Source organism: Acetobacter ascendens (assembly GCF_001766235.1).
GTDB lineage: Bacteria > Pseudomonadota > Alphaproteobacteria > Acetobacterales > Acetobacteraceae > Acetobacter > Acetobacter ascendens.
Genome location: NZ_CP015164.1, coordinates 770,846 through 788,184, shown reverse-complemented (window position 1 = coordinate 788,184; position 17,339 = coordinate 770,846). Strand labels below are relative to the sequence as shown.

Annotated in this window: 17 protein-coding genes; 5 read left to right on the top strand and 12 right to left on the bottom strand. The window is 53.6% G+C overall.

Features of this window, described 5'->3' with window-relative positions:
- Positions 1-45 precede the first annotated feature (45 nt).
- The 10 genes from A4S02_RS03800 to A4S02_RS03755 all read right to left on the bottom strand — a co-directional run bounded on the left by A4S02_RS03800 (position 46) and on the right by A4S02_RS03755 (position 10,858).
- Positions 46-969: a lysophospholipid acyltransferase family protein gene (locus A4S02_RS03800; protein WP_070322996.1), complete on the bottom strand. Its 924-nt coding sequence runs from the start codon at positions 967-969 to the stop codon at positions 46-48.
- Positions 966-1,961, bottom strand: coding sequence for a tetraacyldisaccharide 4'-kinase (gene lpxK, locus A4S02_RS03795; RefSeq protein WP_070322995.1), 996 nt, complete (start codon positions 1,959-1,961; stop codon positions 966-968). Before lpxK ends, A4S02_RS03800 begins: the two co-directional genes overlap by 4 nt.
- Entirely contained in the window at positions 1,955-3,979 is a 2,025-nt protein-coding gene (locus A4S02_RS03790) for a glycosyltransferase N-terminal domain-containing protein (RefSeq protein ID WP_208858914.1), read from the bottom strand. The genes lpxK and A4S02_RS03790 overlap by 7 nt, the downstream gene beginning before the upstream one ends.
- A gap of 15 nt (positions 3,980-3,994) precedes the next feature.
- Positions 3,995-4,483 carry a DUF934 domain-containing protein gene (locus A4S02_RS03785; RefSeq protein WP_070322993.1) on the bottom strand — a complete coding sequence of 163 codons (489 nt, stop codon included), beginning with the start codon at positions 4,481-4,483 and terminating at the stop codon, positions 3,995-3,997.
- Positions 4,470-6,161, bottom strand: a complete 1,692-nt coding sequence (locus A4S02_RS03780; protein ID WP_070322992.1) for a nitrite/sulfite reductase — start codon at positions 6,159-6,161, stop codon at positions 4,470-4,472. The genes A4S02_RS03785 and A4S02_RS03780 overlap by 14 nt, the downstream gene beginning before the upstream one ends.
- A 33-nt stretch (positions 6,162-6,194) precedes the next feature.
- Complete coding sequence (locus A4S02_RS03775) at positions 6,195-6,536, bottom strand: DUF2849 domain-containing protein (protein ID WP_003628795.1); 342 nt, start codon at positions 6,534-6,536, stop codon at positions 6,195-6,197.
- A 191-nt stretch (positions 6,537-6,727) separates the two neighbouring features.
- Positions 6,728-8,608 carry an adenylyl-sulfate kinase gene (gene cysC, locus A4S02_RS03770; protein ID WP_070322991.1) on the bottom strand — a complete coding sequence of 627 codons (1,881 nt, stop codon included), beginning with the start codon at positions 8,606-8,608 and terminating at the stop codon, positions 6,728-6,730.
- Positions 8,609-8,636: 28 nt separating this feature from the next.
- Entirely contained in the window at positions 8,637-9,431 is a 795-nt protein-coding gene (gene cysD / locus A4S02_RS03765) for a sulfate adenylyltransferase subunit CysD (RefSeq protein WP_003628792.1), read from the bottom strand.
- A 64-nt stretch (positions 9,432-9,495) separates the two neighbouring features.
- Positions 9,496-10,260, bottom strand: a complete 765-nt coding sequence (locus tag A4S02_RS03760) for a phosphoadenylyl-sulfate reductase (RefSeq protein WP_082246738.1) — start codon at positions 10,258-10,260, stop codon at positions 9,496-9,498.
- Positions 10,261-10,582: 322 nt separating this feature from the next.
- Positions 10,583-10,858, bottom strand: a complete 276-nt coding sequence (locus A4S02_RS03755) for a putative hemolysin (RefSeq protein WP_019090243.1) — start codon at positions 10,856-10,858, stop codon at positions 10,583-10,585.
- A gap of 169 nt (positions 10,859-11,027) precedes the next feature.
- On the opposite strand from A4S02_RS03755, the gene bioB reads away from it, so the two are divergent.
- Genes bioB through A4S02_RS03735 form a run of 4 tightly spaced genes read left to right on the top strand, consistent with a single transcriptional unit; the run spans position 11,028 to position 13,976 of the window.
- Complete coding sequence (bioB, locus tag A4S02_RS03750; protein ID WP_070322990.1) at positions 11,028-12,038, top strand: biotin synthase BioB; 1,011 nt, start codon at positions 11,028-11,030, stop codon at positions 12,036-12,038.
- A gap of 3 nt (positions 12,039-12,041) precedes the next feature.
- Entirely contained in the window at positions 12,042-12,692 is a 651-nt protein-coding gene (queE, locus tag A4S02_RS03745) for a 7-carboxy-7-deazaguanine synthase (RefSeq protein WP_070322989.1), read from the top strand.
- A 2-nt stretch (positions 12,693-12,694) separates the two neighbouring features.
- The gene (gene queC, locus A4S02_RS03740; RefSeq protein WP_070322988.1) at positions 12,695-13,435 is read left to right on the top strand and encodes a 7-cyano-7-deazaguanine synthase QueC; all 741 of its coding nucleotides are present in this window, start codon (positions 12,695-12,697) and stop codon (positions 13,433-13,435) included.
- Positions 13,428-13,976 (top strand): 6-pyruvoyl trahydropterin synthase family protein, encoded by a 549-nt coding sequence (locus A4S02_RS03735; protein ID WP_070322987.1) that lies wholly within the window; start codon positions 13,428-13,430, stop codon positions 13,974-13,976. Before queC ends, A4S02_RS03735 begins: the two co-directional genes overlap by 8 nt.
- 48 nt (positions 13,977-14,024) lie before the next feature.
- Here A4S02_RS03735 and A4S02_RS03730 read toward each other — a convergent pair whose 3' ends face one another.
- Positions 14,025-15,524 (bottom strand): malate:quinone oxidoreductase, encoded by a 1,500-nt coding sequence (locus A4S02_RS03730; RefSeq protein WP_070324165.1) that lies wholly within the window; start codon positions 15,522-15,524, stop codon positions 14,025-14,027.
- Between the two features lie 287 nt (positions 15,525-15,811).
- Between A4S02_RS03730 and A4S02_RS03725 the strand changes: the two genes are divergently transcribed.
- Positions 15,812-16,246 (top strand): OsmC family protein, encoded by a 435-nt coding sequence (locus tag A4S02_RS03725; RefSeq protein ID WP_070322986.1) that lies wholly within the window; start codon positions 15,812-15,814, stop codon positions 16,244-16,246.
- A 15-nt stretch (positions 16,247-16,261) separates the two neighbouring features.
- On the opposite strand, the gene aroC is transcribed toward A4S02_RS03725, so the two are convergent.
- Positions 16,262-17,332: a chorismate synthase gene (gene aroC / locus A4S02_RS03720; protein ID WP_019090236.1), complete on the bottom strand. Its 1,071-nt coding sequence runs from the start codon at positions 17,330-17,332 to the stop codon at positions 16,262-16,264.
- Positions 17,333-17,339 lie beyond the last annotated feature (7 nt).

Below are 17,339 nucleotides of genomic sequence, written 5' to 3'. Positions count from 1 at the left end.
CAGGCCTGCATTCGGCCTATGCCTTACATGCACACACTCAAAAGACTAGGTCTTCCGCTTATAAAGTTCCTTGGGCCAACGCCGGTGTAACCACAGCCAGCTTTCTGGCTTGCGCCTTATCCACGTTTCAAGACGATCATTGATCATCTGCGCCAATGTGTGCAGGTCCTGCTTGCGGTCTCCCGTATCTGGCAGGTCCAACGGCGGCTCAACCACAATACGCAAGCGGGCAGGGCCTAGGCGTTCCACATATCCGGGAATAACCGGGCAGCGGTAACGCAGCGCCATAGCGGCAAGGGCTGGGGCTGTCATGGCAGGGCGGCCAAAGAACGACACCTCAATACCGTCATTCATTTTCTGGTCAACCAACATGCCCAATCTGCCACCTTTGGAAACATAAGAGAGTGCTTCCCGCGCACCTCTGGCACCTTTGGCAAACAATGGCACGGGCGTGTTGCCCATGGCTTTATCACGCAAACGGCGGATCATGCCATCTATCAGCGGGTTGCCTGCGGCCCTGTAAAAAGAAGCAAAAGGTGTGCCATGGCGTGCAACACCGGGAGGAAGCATTTCCCAGTTTCCGATATGGCCGGACACAAACAGAACAGGCCCACCTTTGCGCGCCTGTTCCTCCAGATATTCAGCACCCTGAACCTCAAAACCTGGGCCGGAAGGCGTGTTTTCCTGCAAGGCCGCAATATGAGGCAGTTCCCCAACTGTGCGGCCCAGATTTTCCCACACACCGTGTACAATCTGGCGGTGCTGCTGTGGGGTTAGCTCTGGCATAGCTAATTCCAGATTGCGATATGCCACACCAGAAACAGGGAGTTTGGGGCCTATAAAGCGGCAAACATTCCCCGCAACATTGGAAGCGGTAGAAGGTCCAAGCCATGTTAGAAACTTCAGCAACCCGCTTGCCAGAAGGGCCTCTGCCTGCATCAAGGCGGCCGTAAGGGCTTTGCTACTCATCTCGCTGATCCATTCAAAAACTGGTCTAGCAAGACGTGTGGTGCGGCAGGGTTCTGCCATACCAGATCTACCCCAACAGTTATAACTTTCTGGCGGAAATATTCAGGCAAACGCACAGCATCCTTGGGTGTTGTTACCAAACGCGCCTGCAGGGAAACGGCCATATCTGCCAGATGCTCCAAATCCTGTTGTTTATAAAAATAATGATCAGGAAAGGCTACGACCTGCTCTAATGCGACATTGCAGTTTTTAAGCCCTTCAAAAAACTTTTCTGGCCGCCCCAGCCCAGCAAATGCCACGCAACGCTGCCCTTGTAACGCGCTGACAGTATCGGACTGCCGCAGTTCTGCTTGCATAAGATGCGGTGTAACTTTTCCAAACTGTGCCAGAAATCCTGTTTTATCCGGCCCTATTAAAACAGTGACCTGCGCCCGCGCAAAGGCCTGCAATGGCTGCTCCCTTAACGGGCCTGCAGGCAAGACATGACCATTGCCCAAGCCCACACCGCCATCTACCACCAGCAAGGACAGATTTTTGTGAAGAGATGGATTTTGGAAGCCATCATCCATCAACAGGCAATCCGCGCCAGCAGCCACAGCCATTTGAGCAGAAACTGCGCGGTCTGCCCCAACCCATACAGGGCAAAGCTGTGCCAGCAGCAAGGGCTCATCCCCCACATCCTGTGCGGTGTGTTGTGCTGGGTTTACCCGTGTTATTGTGCGTAGGCGTCCGCCATATCCTCGCGTGAGGATATGAGGTTTTTTCCCCCGCAGGAGCAAGCGCGCTGCCAGATCTAGCACCACCGTGGTTTTACCTGTGCCACCTACGGAAATATTCCCGCAGCACAGCACGGGCACTGGTGCCGCCCAGCACATCTGGCGTTGCTTACGTGCCGTTATTGCCGCCACAATGGCAGAAAATGGAGATAACAGGAGCGGCCTTATTTTGGCAGAAGGCTGGCTCCAAAACGCAGGGGCACGCAGCCTTACCATATCTGCGTTAAAATATGCTTTGCCAGGCGTTCCGGCAGGTCTGCATTGGCCGTGGCAATGCGCTGCACATTATCGGCAAGCTGTTGGCGCTTGGCAGGATTGGCGAACATGTCTCGCACCCATGCAGCCAGTTCCTGCGCTGTGTTTACAATCATAATGCCCGCGGCCATGTGCTGAAAGGCATCTGTAAAGTTCTGCACCAATGGGCCAGATGCAATGGCACAGCCCAACCGTGCAGGCTCGAACGGATTATGCCCACCGCCACCGCCTAGTACACCGGGCAAGCTGTTGCCAATAAACACGCAGGGTGCCAAGCGGAAAAACAGCCCCAATTCACCCAGCGTATCGCACACCCAAAGCAGATCATCTTCTGTGGGAATTTGCCCAGCGCCACGGCGCGGCACATAGCCCAGCATAACGCTTAAATCTGCCCCGCGCTCTGGATGGCGCGGGATAACCAGCACCAACACATCTGGGCAATCTCGCCGGATCAACTTGGCAGCTTGAGCAATCTGCTGTTCTTCACCCGGATGAGTGGAAACTGCTGCAAAAATCCTGCGCCCAGCCAAATGTTCTTTCAGGCGAGCCAGTTCAGATTCATCTACCGGCAAGGGCGGGGCGGCGGTTTTTAGGTCTCCCGTTTCAAACAGTTTGGTAGCACCTAATTGTTGCAGCCGCTGGGCATCTTCATCAGAGCGGGCAGAGACCCACGCAAAGCGCTCCAGCATCCGCCGTGCCACACGCCCCATACGCCGCCATCCTTTAAAGGAAGATGCAGACATACGGCCATTTACCAGCATAACGGGAATATTACGTGTATGGCACAGCCCCAGCATATTGGGCCATAATTCGCTTTCTGTAAAAACAGCGGCCTTTGGCTGCCAGTAATCCAAAAAGCGTTTACCCCAACGCGGCACATCCAACGGCATGAACTGATGCACAACGCGCGGATGCGTAAGACGCTGTGCCAATAGGCGCGCCGCCGTGACTGTACCTGTTGTGACCAACACTTGAAAATCTGATTTCTGCGCCAGGCATGCAGAAACAAGCGGCAGGATAGAAACGGTTTCTCCCACACTGGCAGCGTGAAACCATATGAGATTTCCATTACCTCTAGAATGTGAAGGAAAGCCCATTTTTTCCCGCACACGGGATGGAATTTCTTTTCCTTTGGTTTGCCGCCATCTCAGAAAAAAGGGCAGAGCGGGGGAGAGAACAGTTGCGGCCACTTGCCACACACGCGAAGGCATAAGGGAGAGTGGGCTAAGGGCTACTCTTTCATGCGTATAGCCGGCAGGGGAAGACATGCTGGAAGGCTGTTGCGCAAGGCGCATCATATTATCCAGCGCGTGTTCCAGCTTTTGGGTAAATGTTTCACCGCCGCTGCCTTCTTCCTGATTATGCCGCTGCATATCTATAGGCGGTGCACATGCCACAGTACCGCGCCCAAAAGGCAGGGGGAAAATCATCCGGTCCCATGTTTTCAGTTGTATGCCTGTGCATGTTGCGCCCACCAGCACAATGGGTTTGCCTGCCAGCTTGGCAAGGGCCAGTGTGCCCTGCTGCGCCTGCCTGCGCGGGCCACGGGGGCCATCGGGCGTAATGGCAACAAGGGTGGCATTGCGCAAGCTTGCACGCATCCGCCTGAGCGCTGCGGCCCCACCTTTGTTTTTTCCTTTGGAATCTGATGATCCTGCAATGGACCAGATACGCCACGGAGCCACCACATCTGCAATCATGCGGCCATCACGGTTGCGGCTTATCAGCACACGTAGGCGGATATGGGGGTTCTGCGGCTCGGCCCACCACCATAAGACCGATGTTAAGGGCAACACTTCGTGCCAGAAAGCCACAACCGCTGTTTGCCCGTTCTGGCTGGTTAACAGCGGCCATGCCTGTTCGTTTACCCGAAACGTCCAGCGCGTTGTTTTAAGGGCAAACCCCAAGTACTGGCGTAAACTCCATACGCCAGCCTTACGGGCCATGTTTTTACAATCTGTCTTCAGGACACGCAGCATAATCACGCAGCCTGATTAGGAGAGAAATCTCCTGAATGCAAAACCTTCCGGCTTTTCGTTCAATACAGAAGGCTGATAGGCGATGGTGAAGCGATGATGTGCTTTTTCCCACACATCAATCTTGCTGCCTTCAGGAATAACTACCTGATCAACCCCGCAACGCAGCAGAAATTCGTATTGATCGGGCAGAAAATGCCCGGTTACACGAATTTTTCCCGCATAATGCAAGTGTTCACGTAAGCTCCGCGCCTGCGTAAATGCCCGTCCATCACGGAAAATGGGGAATGTCAGACATACAACATCAAGCCGGGGCAGAGCGGCTTTAAGGTCTTCCACCTGTTCATCCTGCTTGAGCAGAACACCCAAACGCCCTTTACCATTACGGCCCAAACCTTCAGCCAAACGCGCTAGCGGCACCAACACATCACCTTCCGGCAAGGGCTGATCATCCTGTGCGATCAGCCATGTGTCTTCAATAATCTGGCCGTTTTCAAACAGGGGCATAAGCTGCATCCTTGAAGGGGGCTGTGCCAAGACGGCGGCACGTATCAATAAACCGTTCTCCGGCCTCACGCTCGGCCAGATATGTATCTATGATCCGCGCCACGGCATCAACCGTTTCATCTTCAGAAAGTGCAGAACCCAGAATCTGCCCAACAGAGGCATCTTCCATCGCGCTGCCGCCCAGAGTGATCTGGAATGCTTCCTCACCCCGTTTATCAACGCCAAGAATACCAATATGGCCTGCATGATGATGCCCGCAGGCATTGATGCAGCCAGAGATATTCAGCCGCAGGTTACCAATTTCCTGCTGGAGTGCGGCATCTCCAAAGCGTTCGCTCAGCTTTTGCGCAATAGGGATGGAACGCGCATTGGCCAGTGCGCAATAATCCAGACCAGGGCAGGCAATAATGTCTGTCACCATCTCGATATTGGCCGTGCCCAGCCCATTTGCCTTAAGGATCTGCCACAGCTCATGCAGCGCATCTTGGCGCACATGGCCCAGAACCACATTCTGCAAATGCGTAATGCGCAGTTCGCCAAAGCTGTATTTGTCCGCCAGATCAGCCAGCAGATCCATCTGGGCAGATGTTACATCCCCCGGAATACCGCCAACCGGCTTGCAGGATATGGTAACACATGCGTAGCCAGGTTGTTTATGGGCATGCGTATTGGTGCGCACCCATTCATCAAATTGCGCATCTGCTTTCTGCTGGGCAGCCAAAGCTTCTGCCGCGCCATTTTCTGCCTGAAACTCTGGCGTGCCAAAACGGGCCTGAATGGCCGCAACAATTTCGGCTGGCAGGCGATAACGTGCCCGATCCATAGCCGCAAATTCTGTGTTCACCTTGGCCAGAAAAGCCTCTGCACCCAAAGCCTGCACCAGTATCTTGATACGGGCCTTGTACATGTTATCGCGCCGACCGTATGCGTTATAAACGCGCAGTACGGCTTCCAGATACGCAATCAGATCTTCTTCTGGCAGATCATCACGCAGTTTTACACCCACAATCGGGGTACGGCCCAAGCCACCGCCAACATACACTTCAAATACAGCACGGTCGTTTTCACCCTTGCGGGCCAGTAAGCCGATATCATGAAAGCGTGCGGCAACACGGTCCTGCTTGCTGCCGGAAATGGCAATCTTGAACTTACGCGGCAGGAACGTGAATTCTGGGTGCAGGGTAGACCACTGACGCAGGATTTCAGCATGCACGCGCGGGTCCAGCACCTCATCCGCCGCAGCGCCAGCAAACTGGTCTGACGTGACGTTACGGATACAATTACCGCTGGTTTGGATGGCATGCATTTCTGCATCGGCCAGCACATTCAGGATATCGGGCGTATCTTCCAGCTTGATCCAGTTGAACTGAATATTCTGCCGCGTGGTGAAGTGCCCGTAATCCCGGTCATACGTTCTGGCAATATGTGCCAAGGCACGCATCTGGGAAGAGCTGAGCGTGCCATAGGGAATGGCCACACGCAGCATATAAGCATGCAACTGAAGGTACAGACCGTTCATCAACCGCAGGGGTTTGAACTCTTCTTCGGTCAGCTCTCCAGCGATACGACGCTGGACCTGATCCCGAAACTGCTCAACACGCTGCTTGAGAAACGTACGATCAACATCATCATACGCGTAACGGCCAACCGGAAGGGCAGGCTGGGTGGAATAAGACATGGCTTTAACTGTGTCCGTCTTGCTCTGCTGGTATCAGGCGCTGGCGTGTTGCGCAGCCTGCCATGCAGGTGTGAACTCGGCATGAACGCTTGGCCCAAGGGCACGAATACGCTCCCGCGTGGTTATGGGCAGCAAGCCAGACGATGTTTGCTCGACTTGTACACCATACACCCCAACCACTTCATCCGCAGCAGCTTTTGCGTTTTGGCGGGCCAGAACTTGTTCCATTTCCGCATTGGGGAAAGGGTGCGCCTGCTGGATAAAAAGTTGCCACTTACCTTGCGCATCCAACCATACAATGCGCCCATCAAGCAGACGGTTGGCTGTAACAACGCTCAGCCCCTGTTCATCCCGCCGATTGTTTCTCCGATCCAACGCTTATCCCTTTCTGCCCCGTGTGCAGGTTTAGAATTACACAACAGATGCGAGAATATCAATATGCCACGTATCAAAAACGTATCTTGAAGCACCCCCGGCACCTCAAAATACACATAAGCTCTTAACAACCACCCACAAGGGCAAATAAGGCGGGTATTTTACACCCGCCTTATCAAACCAGAAGGCAATTAAGACTGCGCGCGGGCGCCGGTTTTGTTACGCACGGTGTCTTCTACAAAAGTCACCAGCGTTTTTGTGGCAGCCTCTACGCTATCCTTACCGGTTACCAGTCGCAGGGCAGGTATGCCTGGGGCTTCATACGGGGCATCAATGCCTGTAAAGCCGCTGATTTTTCCTGCGCGTGCGGCTGCATACAGGCCCTTGGGGTCTCGTTGTTCGCAAGTGCCAAGATCGGCATCTACAAACACTTCCTCAAACCCGTCTCCAATAATCTGGCGGGCCAGATCACGGTCGGAACGCAGTGGGGAGATCAGGGCCACAATCACAACCTGACCAGCATCACGCAGCAAGCGTGCTACTTCTGCAGCACGGCGCACGTTTTCGGTCCGATCAGCTTCAGAGAAGCCCAGATCTTTGCACAGGCCGGCACGCAGCGTATCACCATCCAGCACGGTTACATCCACACCATCTGCAAACAAACGGGTTTCTGCTGCACGGCCCAGCGTGCTTTTGCCAGAGCCAGATAGGCCGGTCAGCCAGAACACAGAGCCTTTGTGACCTTTGGCGCGTTCACGGTCCTGCACGGTAACGGTGCTAGCACTTGGGTGAATAACCTTTTCACCATCGGCAATATTGGCTGGGCCAATAATAGGCGCGCCGCCCACAATACGCTGTTGGCGGTCAACCAACACGCCGCGGCCATCTGTCGTGCCGGGGGTGAACGGGTCAAACTGAATGTTTTCTGCCGCAGACAGTACGATTTCCGCAAAACCTTCGGGCGGAACTTTGGTGCCGGGGTGTTCTGTCAGATCATCCAGATCCACCACTTTATCAATAGCCGTCACGGTAACAGCATGTTCTGCCGTGGCCAGACGTAGGCGGAAGTGTTCACCCACACGCAGCGGTTCCTGACGCAGCCAGAACAGGCGCACCCGCACGCGGGAGGCTTCCATTGGCCGTGCATCAGCATGATGCAGCAGGTCACCACGATCGGGAATCACGTCTGGTTCCAGCGTTACGGCGATGGACTGCCCAGCAGAGGCAGACACATGCGGCGCCGTATGCCAACTTTCAATCGAAGCAATGCGAGCAGGGGTTTTCTGCGTGCCGATAATAACCGTATCGCCCACGCGCACACGACCGCGCTCAACACGCCCAGCCACATAGCGGGTGTTATCAAAACGATATACGTCCTGCACCGGCAGACGCAACGCCAGTTCGGAGCGGGAAGCGGGTGAGGGCACGCTGGCCAGAGCTTCTGTCAGCGTAGGGCCTTTATACCACGGAGAGCGTTCTGAGCGGCTGGCAATGTTATCACCATCACGCGCAGAAGCCGGAACAAACAGAGCAGCTTCCAGCCCCAGTTTGTTGAGAAGTTCCGTTACAGACTTTTCGACCGCTTCTACCTTGGTCTGGTCGAAATCAAGCAGATCCACCTTGTTCAGCAGCACAATAACATGGCGAATGCCGATAAGGTGCAGCAGCATGGCGTGCCGGCGTGTCTGCTCACGCGCACCTTCCTGTGCATCCACCACCAGCACGGCGGCTTCTGCATCGGCGGCACCTGTAATCATGTTACGCAGGAACTGGCGGTGTCCCGGCGCATCCACAATCACAAATTCGCGCTGGCCCAAGCGAAACGGAATGCGGGTGGAATCAACCGTAACGCCCTGATCGCGCTCGATTTGAAGGGAGTCCAGCAAGAAGCTCCATTCAATCTTCAGGCCGCGCTTTTTGGACGATTCAATAATCTGGGCAACCTTACCATCCTGAAGGCTGTCCGTATCGTGCAGCAAACGCCCGATTAGGGTGGATTTACCGTGGTCAACGTGCCCCACAATCACGATTGGCGTGGCGGCATCCTGAGATGAATAAATTTTTTCGCTCATGATATTCTATTTCCAGTCCACGCCGTAATCAGAGGTAACCCGCCACACGCAGGCGTTCAAAAGCATCTTCGGATTCATGATCCATTGCGCGGCCTGCGCGTTCAGACGTTTTGGTTGTTTCCAGTTCTTCAATCACTTCCGCCAAGGTGGAAGCGTTGCTTTCTACCGGGAAGGTGATGTCTGAATCACCCAAAGAGCGGTAACGCTTGCCGTTTTTGGAGAAATACAGATCAACCAGCGGAATGCCTTCCCGCTCGATATAGCGCCAGATATCAATTTCACGCCAAGCCAGCAGCGGATGCACGCGAATATGCATGCCTTCTTCGTGCGGAGTTGCGTACTGATCCCAGAATTCGGGCGGCTGGTTACGAATATCCCATTTATGGCTGGCACCACGCGGGCTGAAAACACGTTCCTTGGCGCGCGTTCCCTGCTCATCACGGCGGATACCGGCAATAACGCCTTGTAGCTTGTGCTTTTCGATCATGGCGGCAAGGCCTGCTGTTTTACGCGCAGCAGAACGAGCGGCAGGCGGAAGGGAAGGATCCATATCTTCTACCGGCGGGCACTCGCCCAGCAGCAGATTGAGATCCCATTTTTTGGCGTATTCATCGCGGAATTTGTACATTTCCGGGAACTTTTTGCCGGTATCAACATGCATGACAGGGAAGGGAACCCGGCCCAGAAACGCCTTTTTGGCCAGCCAGACCATAACATTGGAATCTTTACCCAAAGACCACAGCATGGCCAGAGGTTTGAGCTTTCTGTAAGCTTCTCTCAGAATAAAAACGCTCTGAGCTTCGAGTTGATCAAGATGATCCATGTTTCCGTTTCCGTAACCCTGTGTATGACACGATGTGGCTGAGGGTAAAATCAGCCGAAACCCGTTAGTGTTTGATATGGATGCCGCATTCGGTTTTGTTCAACCCGGCCCAGCGTCCGGCCCGTGCATCCTGCGCACCATTGACTGGTTGCGTGCATGGGGCGCAGCCGATGGAAAGATAGCCTTCCGCCACCAACGGGTGAGGAGGCAGCCCCCGGCGCTGCATTTCTTGCGTAATGTCTTCCGCACTCCAAAATGCAAGAGGGTTAAGCCGCAACTGCCCATCTTCTCGTAATTCCACAATTTCCAGCGTGGATCTTGTTGCAGCCTGCCCACGTTTACGCCCGGTAACCAGCGCTTCATAGGGCAGAGAAGCCACCTTTAGGGGCTCCACCTTGCGTAAGGCGCAGCAGGCATCAGGATCAAACGCCCACAATTCCCCCGTAGGATCCCGATTTTCGACCTGCTGGGGCTGTGGCGCCACGTCCTGAACGTTGGAAAGGTGCAGAAAATCTGCCAAATTCTGCCGATATTCAAGGGTTTGCGGAAAGTGTTTCCCGGCATTCAGAAACAGCACTTTCATGGCCGGATCAGCCTCTGCCACCATAGCCAGAAGCAACGCAGATTCCGCCCCAAAAGAGGAGAGGACAGCCAACCTGTCACCCAAAAGCTCACTTGCCTTGTGCAGCAGAAGAACTGGGTTCTCCTGCACGGGCACAAGCTGCTTTGCTATGGTCGCTGTATCATCAGAAAGAGCGGTCACTACACACAAACCCGTATGACAGAAAATGTAATTAACGACGTGATACAGATATAATAAGGAACCCACAACCCAAAATTCAACGTCGCAAGGGCCATATTCTCCAATTAACTATCATAACGAATAGTTATATAAGCGATCCCTCACGCACTCATGTTTTATAGTCCGTTTTGTTTGCATAATATATCTTATACAATTTATAGCCGTTTGAAAAATATTCAGACCCATCAATCATATCTGCACAGCACCCTCTCACACGCTCATTCTGACGCCCTAAAATTCTAAAATCGATCCACCCTACCGCCTAAAGCGCTCAAAATGCCCGATGCAAAGCCCCCTCATGGGTTAAAATCCCCTGCATCGAGCCAAAATTCATGTTCGATCGATCAAATTACTTTTTGGGCATCGGATTGTCCTTACGGAACAGCTCCCATTCTTCCATCACGCTACCGTCCGGCAGATGGCAGTAGCTGATCTGCCCTTTGTCTGTGCTTTCGGTGCTCAGCGTGCCACCCTTCTTCACACAATAAACTGCCGCCGGATTAGGCATCCGCAACGGCCGCACAGCTCGATTAGCATTTTCTTCATGCTGTTCATGGCAGCCACCCAAAATGCCGGTTAGTGCTACGGCAAGGATTGCGCCGGAAACGCCTTTTTTTGCAGACATTTTGTTCTCCTTCATTCCAGCCGCATCATGACAAGCTGAATTATAAACATTTAGTATGGCGTATAGCCCTGAATATGTCTTTAACAAGCAACGTGAAAACTGGCCTTGCTTGGATAAAAAGGCTATAAATCACTTTCCTTCTCTATAAATCTGGTTCGGTTTGCATTCCATGCCTGATGGTTCTTCCCCACTCGCTCACTCTTCTGTCACCTCCTCTTCGGAAGTCCGCCATGATTGGACGGTCGCAGAAGTTCAGGCTCTGCTTGACCTACCGTTTCCTGAGCTGATGTTCAGGGCACAAACGCTGCACCGTGCTGCGTTTGACCCAACGGAAACCCAAATTTCCACGTTGCTTTCCATTAAAACTGGTGGCTGCCCGGAAGATTGCGCCTACTGCCCACAAAGCGCCAAGCATGAGCAAGGCGTAAAGGCAGACAAGCTGATGGCTGTTGAAGCCGTGTTGACTGAGGCCAAAAAGGCCAAAGCCGCTGGGGCCAGCCGTTTTTGCATGGGGGCTGCTTGGCGTTCCCCCAAGGAACGTGATTTGGATACCGTGTGCGCCATGATTGAAGGCGTAAAGCAGTTGGGGATGGAAACCTGCGTAACGCTGGGCATGCTGGATAACGCGCAGGCCCATAAACTGCATGATGCCGGGCTGGATTATTACAACCATAATCTGGATACTTCCCCCGAATATTATGGGGAAATCATCAGCACCCGCACTTATCAGGAACGGCTGGATACGCTTTCCAACGTGCGGGATGCCGGCATCAATGTATGCTGCGGCGGCATTGTTGGTTTGGGTGAAAATGAAACAGATCGTGCTGGCCTGATTACGGCCCTTGCCACCCTGCCCGCACACCCTGAAAGCGTGCCGATCAATCTGCTGGTTAAAGTGGAAGGCACGCCGCTGGCCAAAGCAGACGAAGTGGAACCGCTTGATTTTGTGCGCATGATTGCCGCTGCCCGCATTACCATGCCCAAAAGCCGCGTACGCCTTGCTGCTGGCCGCGAAAACATGAGTGATGAAACACAGGCGCTCTGCTTTTTGGCTGGTGCCAACTCCATTTTCTATGGTGAACGCCTGCTGACCACCCCAAACCCACAAGCCACACGTGACAGAACTTTGCTGGATAAGCTTGGGATGCACACAACAGGCATTGGCCTACCTTCTGCATAATTCATGACGTATTCGGTTAAAGAAATTTTTCTTACTCTTCAGGGTGAAGGCGGACAGGCCGGTCGCGCGGCTGTTTTCTGCCGCTTTACAGGCTGCAACCTATGGTCTGGGCGAGAGGAAGATCGGGCTAAAGCCATCTGTCAGTTTTGCGATACCGATTTCATCGGCACAGATGGCGTGAACGGCGGCAAGTTTGAAAATGCGGTAGAACTGGCGGCAACCATTGCCAGCTTCTGGCCGCAGCCTACGCAGGATGTAAAAGCAACCGGCCAAAAACTGGTTGTTTTTACAGGGGGTGAACCCCTGCTCCAGCTTGATTCTGCCTTGATAAACGCCATGCATGCCCAAGACTTTACTATTGCAGTAGAAAGCAACGGCACAGTCATCGCGCCCGAAGGCATAGACTGGTTGTGCATCAGCCCCAAAGCCGGGGCTGAACTGGTGCAAAAAGCGGGAACCGAGCTGAAACTTGTATTCCCGCAATCGGGCATTGACCCATCTACTCTGGAAAATTTTGATTTCCAACATTTCTGGCTTCAGCCTATGGATGGCCCGCAACAAGCAGCTAACACGCAGGCCGCTATTGAATACTGCCTGGAACACCCTTTATGGGGGCTTTCACTCCAGACCCACAAGCTTATCGGAATACCTTAATCATGCCTCTTCCTGCCCGTGATAAACAGGAATCTGCCCTCGTTCTATTCTCTGGAGGCCAAGATTCCGCAACCTGTCTGGCATGGGCGCTGGAACGCTATGGGCGCGTAGAAACACTGGGGTTTGATTACGGCCAGCGCCATGCGGTTGAACTGGAATGCCGTGCGAGCATTCGCCAAGGGCTTGCGCATCAGAATCCCGTCTGGGCTGAGCGTTTGGAGGAAGACCACACTCTGCCCTTGCACGCACTGGGCGAGGTTTCTGAAACATCTTTAACGCGAGATGCTGAAATCAGCATGGCGGAAAACGGCCTGCCCAATACGTTTGTGCCGGGCCGAAACCTGATTTTTCTAACCTTTGCGGCTGCTTTGGCGGCGCGACGTGGCATTAAGCACATTGTCACTGGCGTGTGCGAAACTGATTACTCGGGCTATCCAGATTGCCGGGATGATACCATCAAGGCCCTACAGGTTGCGCTCAACCTTGGCATGGAATCCCGCTACGTTCTACACACCCCTTTGATGTGGCTGGATAAAGCCGAGACATGGGAACTAGCTGAAGAGCTTGGCGGGCAACCGCTTGTTGAGCTTATTAATAAAGAAAGCCACACCTGTTATTTAGGAGAGCGCGGCACATTGCACGCATGGGGGCATGGCTGCGGCACTTGCCCCGCCTGCCAACTGCGTAAATCTGGGTGGGATGAGTACATAGTCCACAAAAAAGGCACGCAGACACATGCCTGATCTTGTTTTTACCCGTCGTTTTTCCATGGGCCATCGGCTTATTCATGGTGCGAGTGAAAGCTGCGCCCTGCCCCACGGCCATAATGAATTTGTGACCGTACGCCTAAAGCCAACAGCTTTTGCGCCGCTGGATGGCAAAGGCAACATGCCGGTATCCTTCCAGAAAGCCAAAAGCACGTGGCATCGTTTTGTAGATGAAAAGCTGGATCATGCCCTGCAACTTGCAGAGGATGATCCGCTACTGGCGTGGTTTCAAACCAACGAGCCAGCCCGTGCGGCCCGTATTGTTATTACACCGGGAGACCCTACCACAGAATTAATGGTCTGCCTGCTTATGGCCAAGATCAACGCCTTTTTGGCAGCAGAAGGCGGCGTTTTGTGGTGCTCTGAACTCAGTATTCAGGAAACACCCACCAACACGGTCTCTTTTTCTGGCAATCCAGCAGAGTTTATCCCTGCCCCACGGCCACCAGAAAATTGCTGGTGGAACCGGGCAGATATGAGCATATCCGATACCAATAGCCCGGTTACCTTTATCTAATAAAACGCAATGAGAGCCTGCCTTATAACAAGCAGGCTCTATGCGGCATTAGACTTCTTTCAGCCCCAGAACGCTGGTGGTTTTATCAAATAGCTGCGTGCAAAGTGCCGGATTATCTGCCAGTTTCTGGCCGTAAGATGGGATAATCTGCTTCAGCTTATCTTCCCATTCAGGCAGCTTGCTGGCAAAGCACTTTTTCAGCACTGTCAGCATAATTGGGGCTGCGGTTGATGCACCCGGAGAAGCCCCCAGAAGTGCGGCCACAGAACCATCTGCGCTGGAAATAACTTCCGTACCAAACTGCAGAACACCGCCTTTTTTCGCATCTTTTTTGATAATCTGCACACGCTGGCCAGCCACAACCAATTCCCAATCCTTGGCCTGTGCATCAGGGATAAAGTCGCGCAGCGCCTTGATCCGATCATTGTGGGTCTGCATGACCTGTTCGATCAGATACTTGGTCAGCGGCCAGTTATCACGGGCCACAGCCAGCATAGCGCTGATGTTGCTTGCCCGGATAGAACGCGGCAAGTCCATCAAGGAACCGTTTTTCAGGAACCGGGTGGAAAAGCCAGCATATGGGCCAAACAACAATGCTGGGGTGCCATCTATCATGCGTGTATCCAAATGCGGAACAGACATGGGAGGCGCACCAACAGAAGCCTTGCCATAAATCTTGGCATGGTGCTGGGCAATCAGATCCGGGTTGGTACAGCGCAGGAACTGCCCACTAACGGGGAAGCCACCAATACCGCGAGCTTCTGGAATGCCCGTTTTCTGCAACAGCGGCAGGGCACCACCACCACCACCAATAAAGACAAACCGTGCCTTAACTTCACGCTCGGTATGCAGGCGTGTATCCTGCACCTTGATAACCCAGCGGCCATCCGCATCACGGCGGATGTCATGCACATCATGCTTTGTATGCAACGTGCAAGCCGGGGTGCTGACCAGGTAGGTAAACAGCAAGCGCGTTAACGCACCAAAGTTTACATCCGTGCCACGCAAGCTGCGGGTTACAGCCAAATTTTGCCCTGCAGGGCGGTTGCGCATAATCAGCGGCGCCCATTGTGCGATCTGCGCCTGATCCTGCGTAAACTCCATACCGGAAAACAGCGGGTGCTCACTCAGCGCCTTATAACGTGCTTGCAGGAAGGACACGTTTTTATCCCCCCACACAAAGCTCATATGCGGCACAGGGGTTAGAAAATCTCGCGCAGAAGCCAGAATGTTCTGCTCAACCAGATAGGTCCAGAACTGGCGGGAAACCTGAAACTGCTCGTTTACGTTAATCGCTTTGGTGATATCAACGCTGCCATCGGCCTGCTGTGGCGTGTAGTTCAGTTCACACAAAGCAGAATGGCCTGTGCCGGCGTTGTTCCAGGCGTTGGAGCTTTCTTCCGCCACGCTATCCAGGCGTTCAAAAATGCTAATGCTCCAGTCCGGCTGAAGCTGCCGCAGCAGGGTTCCCAGCGTGGCGCTCATGACGCCCCCACCGATCAGGACGACATCAACAGAAGAAGCGGTATCGGTCGTGGTGGAACTCATCGTGGTCTCCGCATTGTCAGCCGTGTTTGCCTTTTGCACCTTACATGCTGGCAGGGCTGGATCCATACCTGCACATGCCCCCAACTTCTTTTGCATGCAAGAAAGAAGTATGCGCGCGCGGCAGGCCTTTAACTGGAAAGCATTATAGGCACATCGTTGCGCTCTCGCCTGCTCATCTCTGCGAGAGCATGGCAGCTTTTCCTGAACCATTCCCCCGTAAGAGCGTTTGGGCTGCTAACCGTTAGAATGGTTTTCTAGCATCCACACATAAATGGAAGGGTTTTAATATGAGTATTGTTAAATACGGTACAGCACATTGGGAAGGCGCCATTAAGGAAGGCAAAGGCACAATTTCCACCGAAAGCGGCGCCTTAAAAGATCAGCCTTATGGCTTTAACACCCGCTTTGAAGGCAAGCCCGGCTCTAACCCTGAAGAGCTTTTGGGCGCTGCACATGCGGCCTGTTTTTCCATGGCTTTTTCGCTGATTCTGGGTGAAGCAGGATTAACCGCTTCTGCCATTGATACGCGCGCAGATGTCAGCCTGGATAAAAAGGATGGCGGGGTTGAAATAGATAAAGTCAATCTCACCCTTAAGGCGCGTATTCCGGGCGCTACGGCGGATCAGTTTGAAAAACTGGCTACAAAAGCCAAGGAAGGCTGCCCTGTTTCCAAACTCTTCAAAGGGGCCTCCATTACTTTGGAAGCCACTCTGCTAGACTAAAAGTTAGGTGGCTTTTTAGCTCACCTGTGCCCGGTGGCGCATAAGATGGTCTGCCAACACGCAGGCCATCATGGCTTCACCCACTGGTACGGCACGAATACCTACGCATGGGTCATGCCGGCCTTTGGTAATCACTTTTGTTTCCTTGCCATCAGTTGTGATGGACGGAACCGGCGTGAGCATGGAGCTGGTAGGCTTAACGGCAAAGCGCGCCACAATAGGCTGACCGCTGGAAATACCACCCAGAATACCACCCGCGTGGTTAGCGCCGAAAGTCAGCTTGCCATCACGCATATATAACGGATCTGCATTTTCCTGCCCTGTGAGGGATGCAGAAGCAAAGCCATCACCAATTTCCACACCTTTTACGGCGTTAATGCTCATAAGAGCAGCGGCCAGATCTGAATCCAGCTTGCCGTAAACGGGAGCACCCAAACCGGCGGGCACCCCCTCGGCCACAACCTCAATAACGGCACCGATGGAAGATCCTGCCTTGCGAATACCTGCAAGATATTCTTCCCATTCCGCTACAACACCGGCATCCGGGCAGAAAAATGGATTACGGTTTACCTCTTCCCAATCCCAACGCGTGCGGTCGATATCATGCGGGCCAAGCTGCACCAAAGCCGCGCGAATACGCACGCCCTCGCCCAGAATCTTGCGGGCCACAGCACCTGCCGCCACACGGCAAGCCGTTTCACGCGCAGAAGAACGCCCGCCACCACGATAATCACGGATGCCGTATTTGAGGTCATACGTCAGATCAGCATGGCCAGGACGATATGTGCGGGCAATATCGCCGTAATCGCGCGAGCGCTGATCTGTGTTTTCAATCATCAGAGAGATAGGCGTGCCTGTTGTCTGCCCTTCGAACACGCCAGACAGAATACGCACCTGGTCCGGTTCTTTACGCTGTGTGGTAAAGGCAGATTGCCCCGGCTTGCGCTTATCTAGAAACGGCTGAATATCAGCTTCTGTTAACGCCAGACGTGGCGGGCATCCATCCACAACACACCCAATGGCTGGGCCGTGGCTTTCACCCCAAGTGGTCACACGAAAAAGCTGTCCGAAGGTATTGTAAGACACGGCGCGC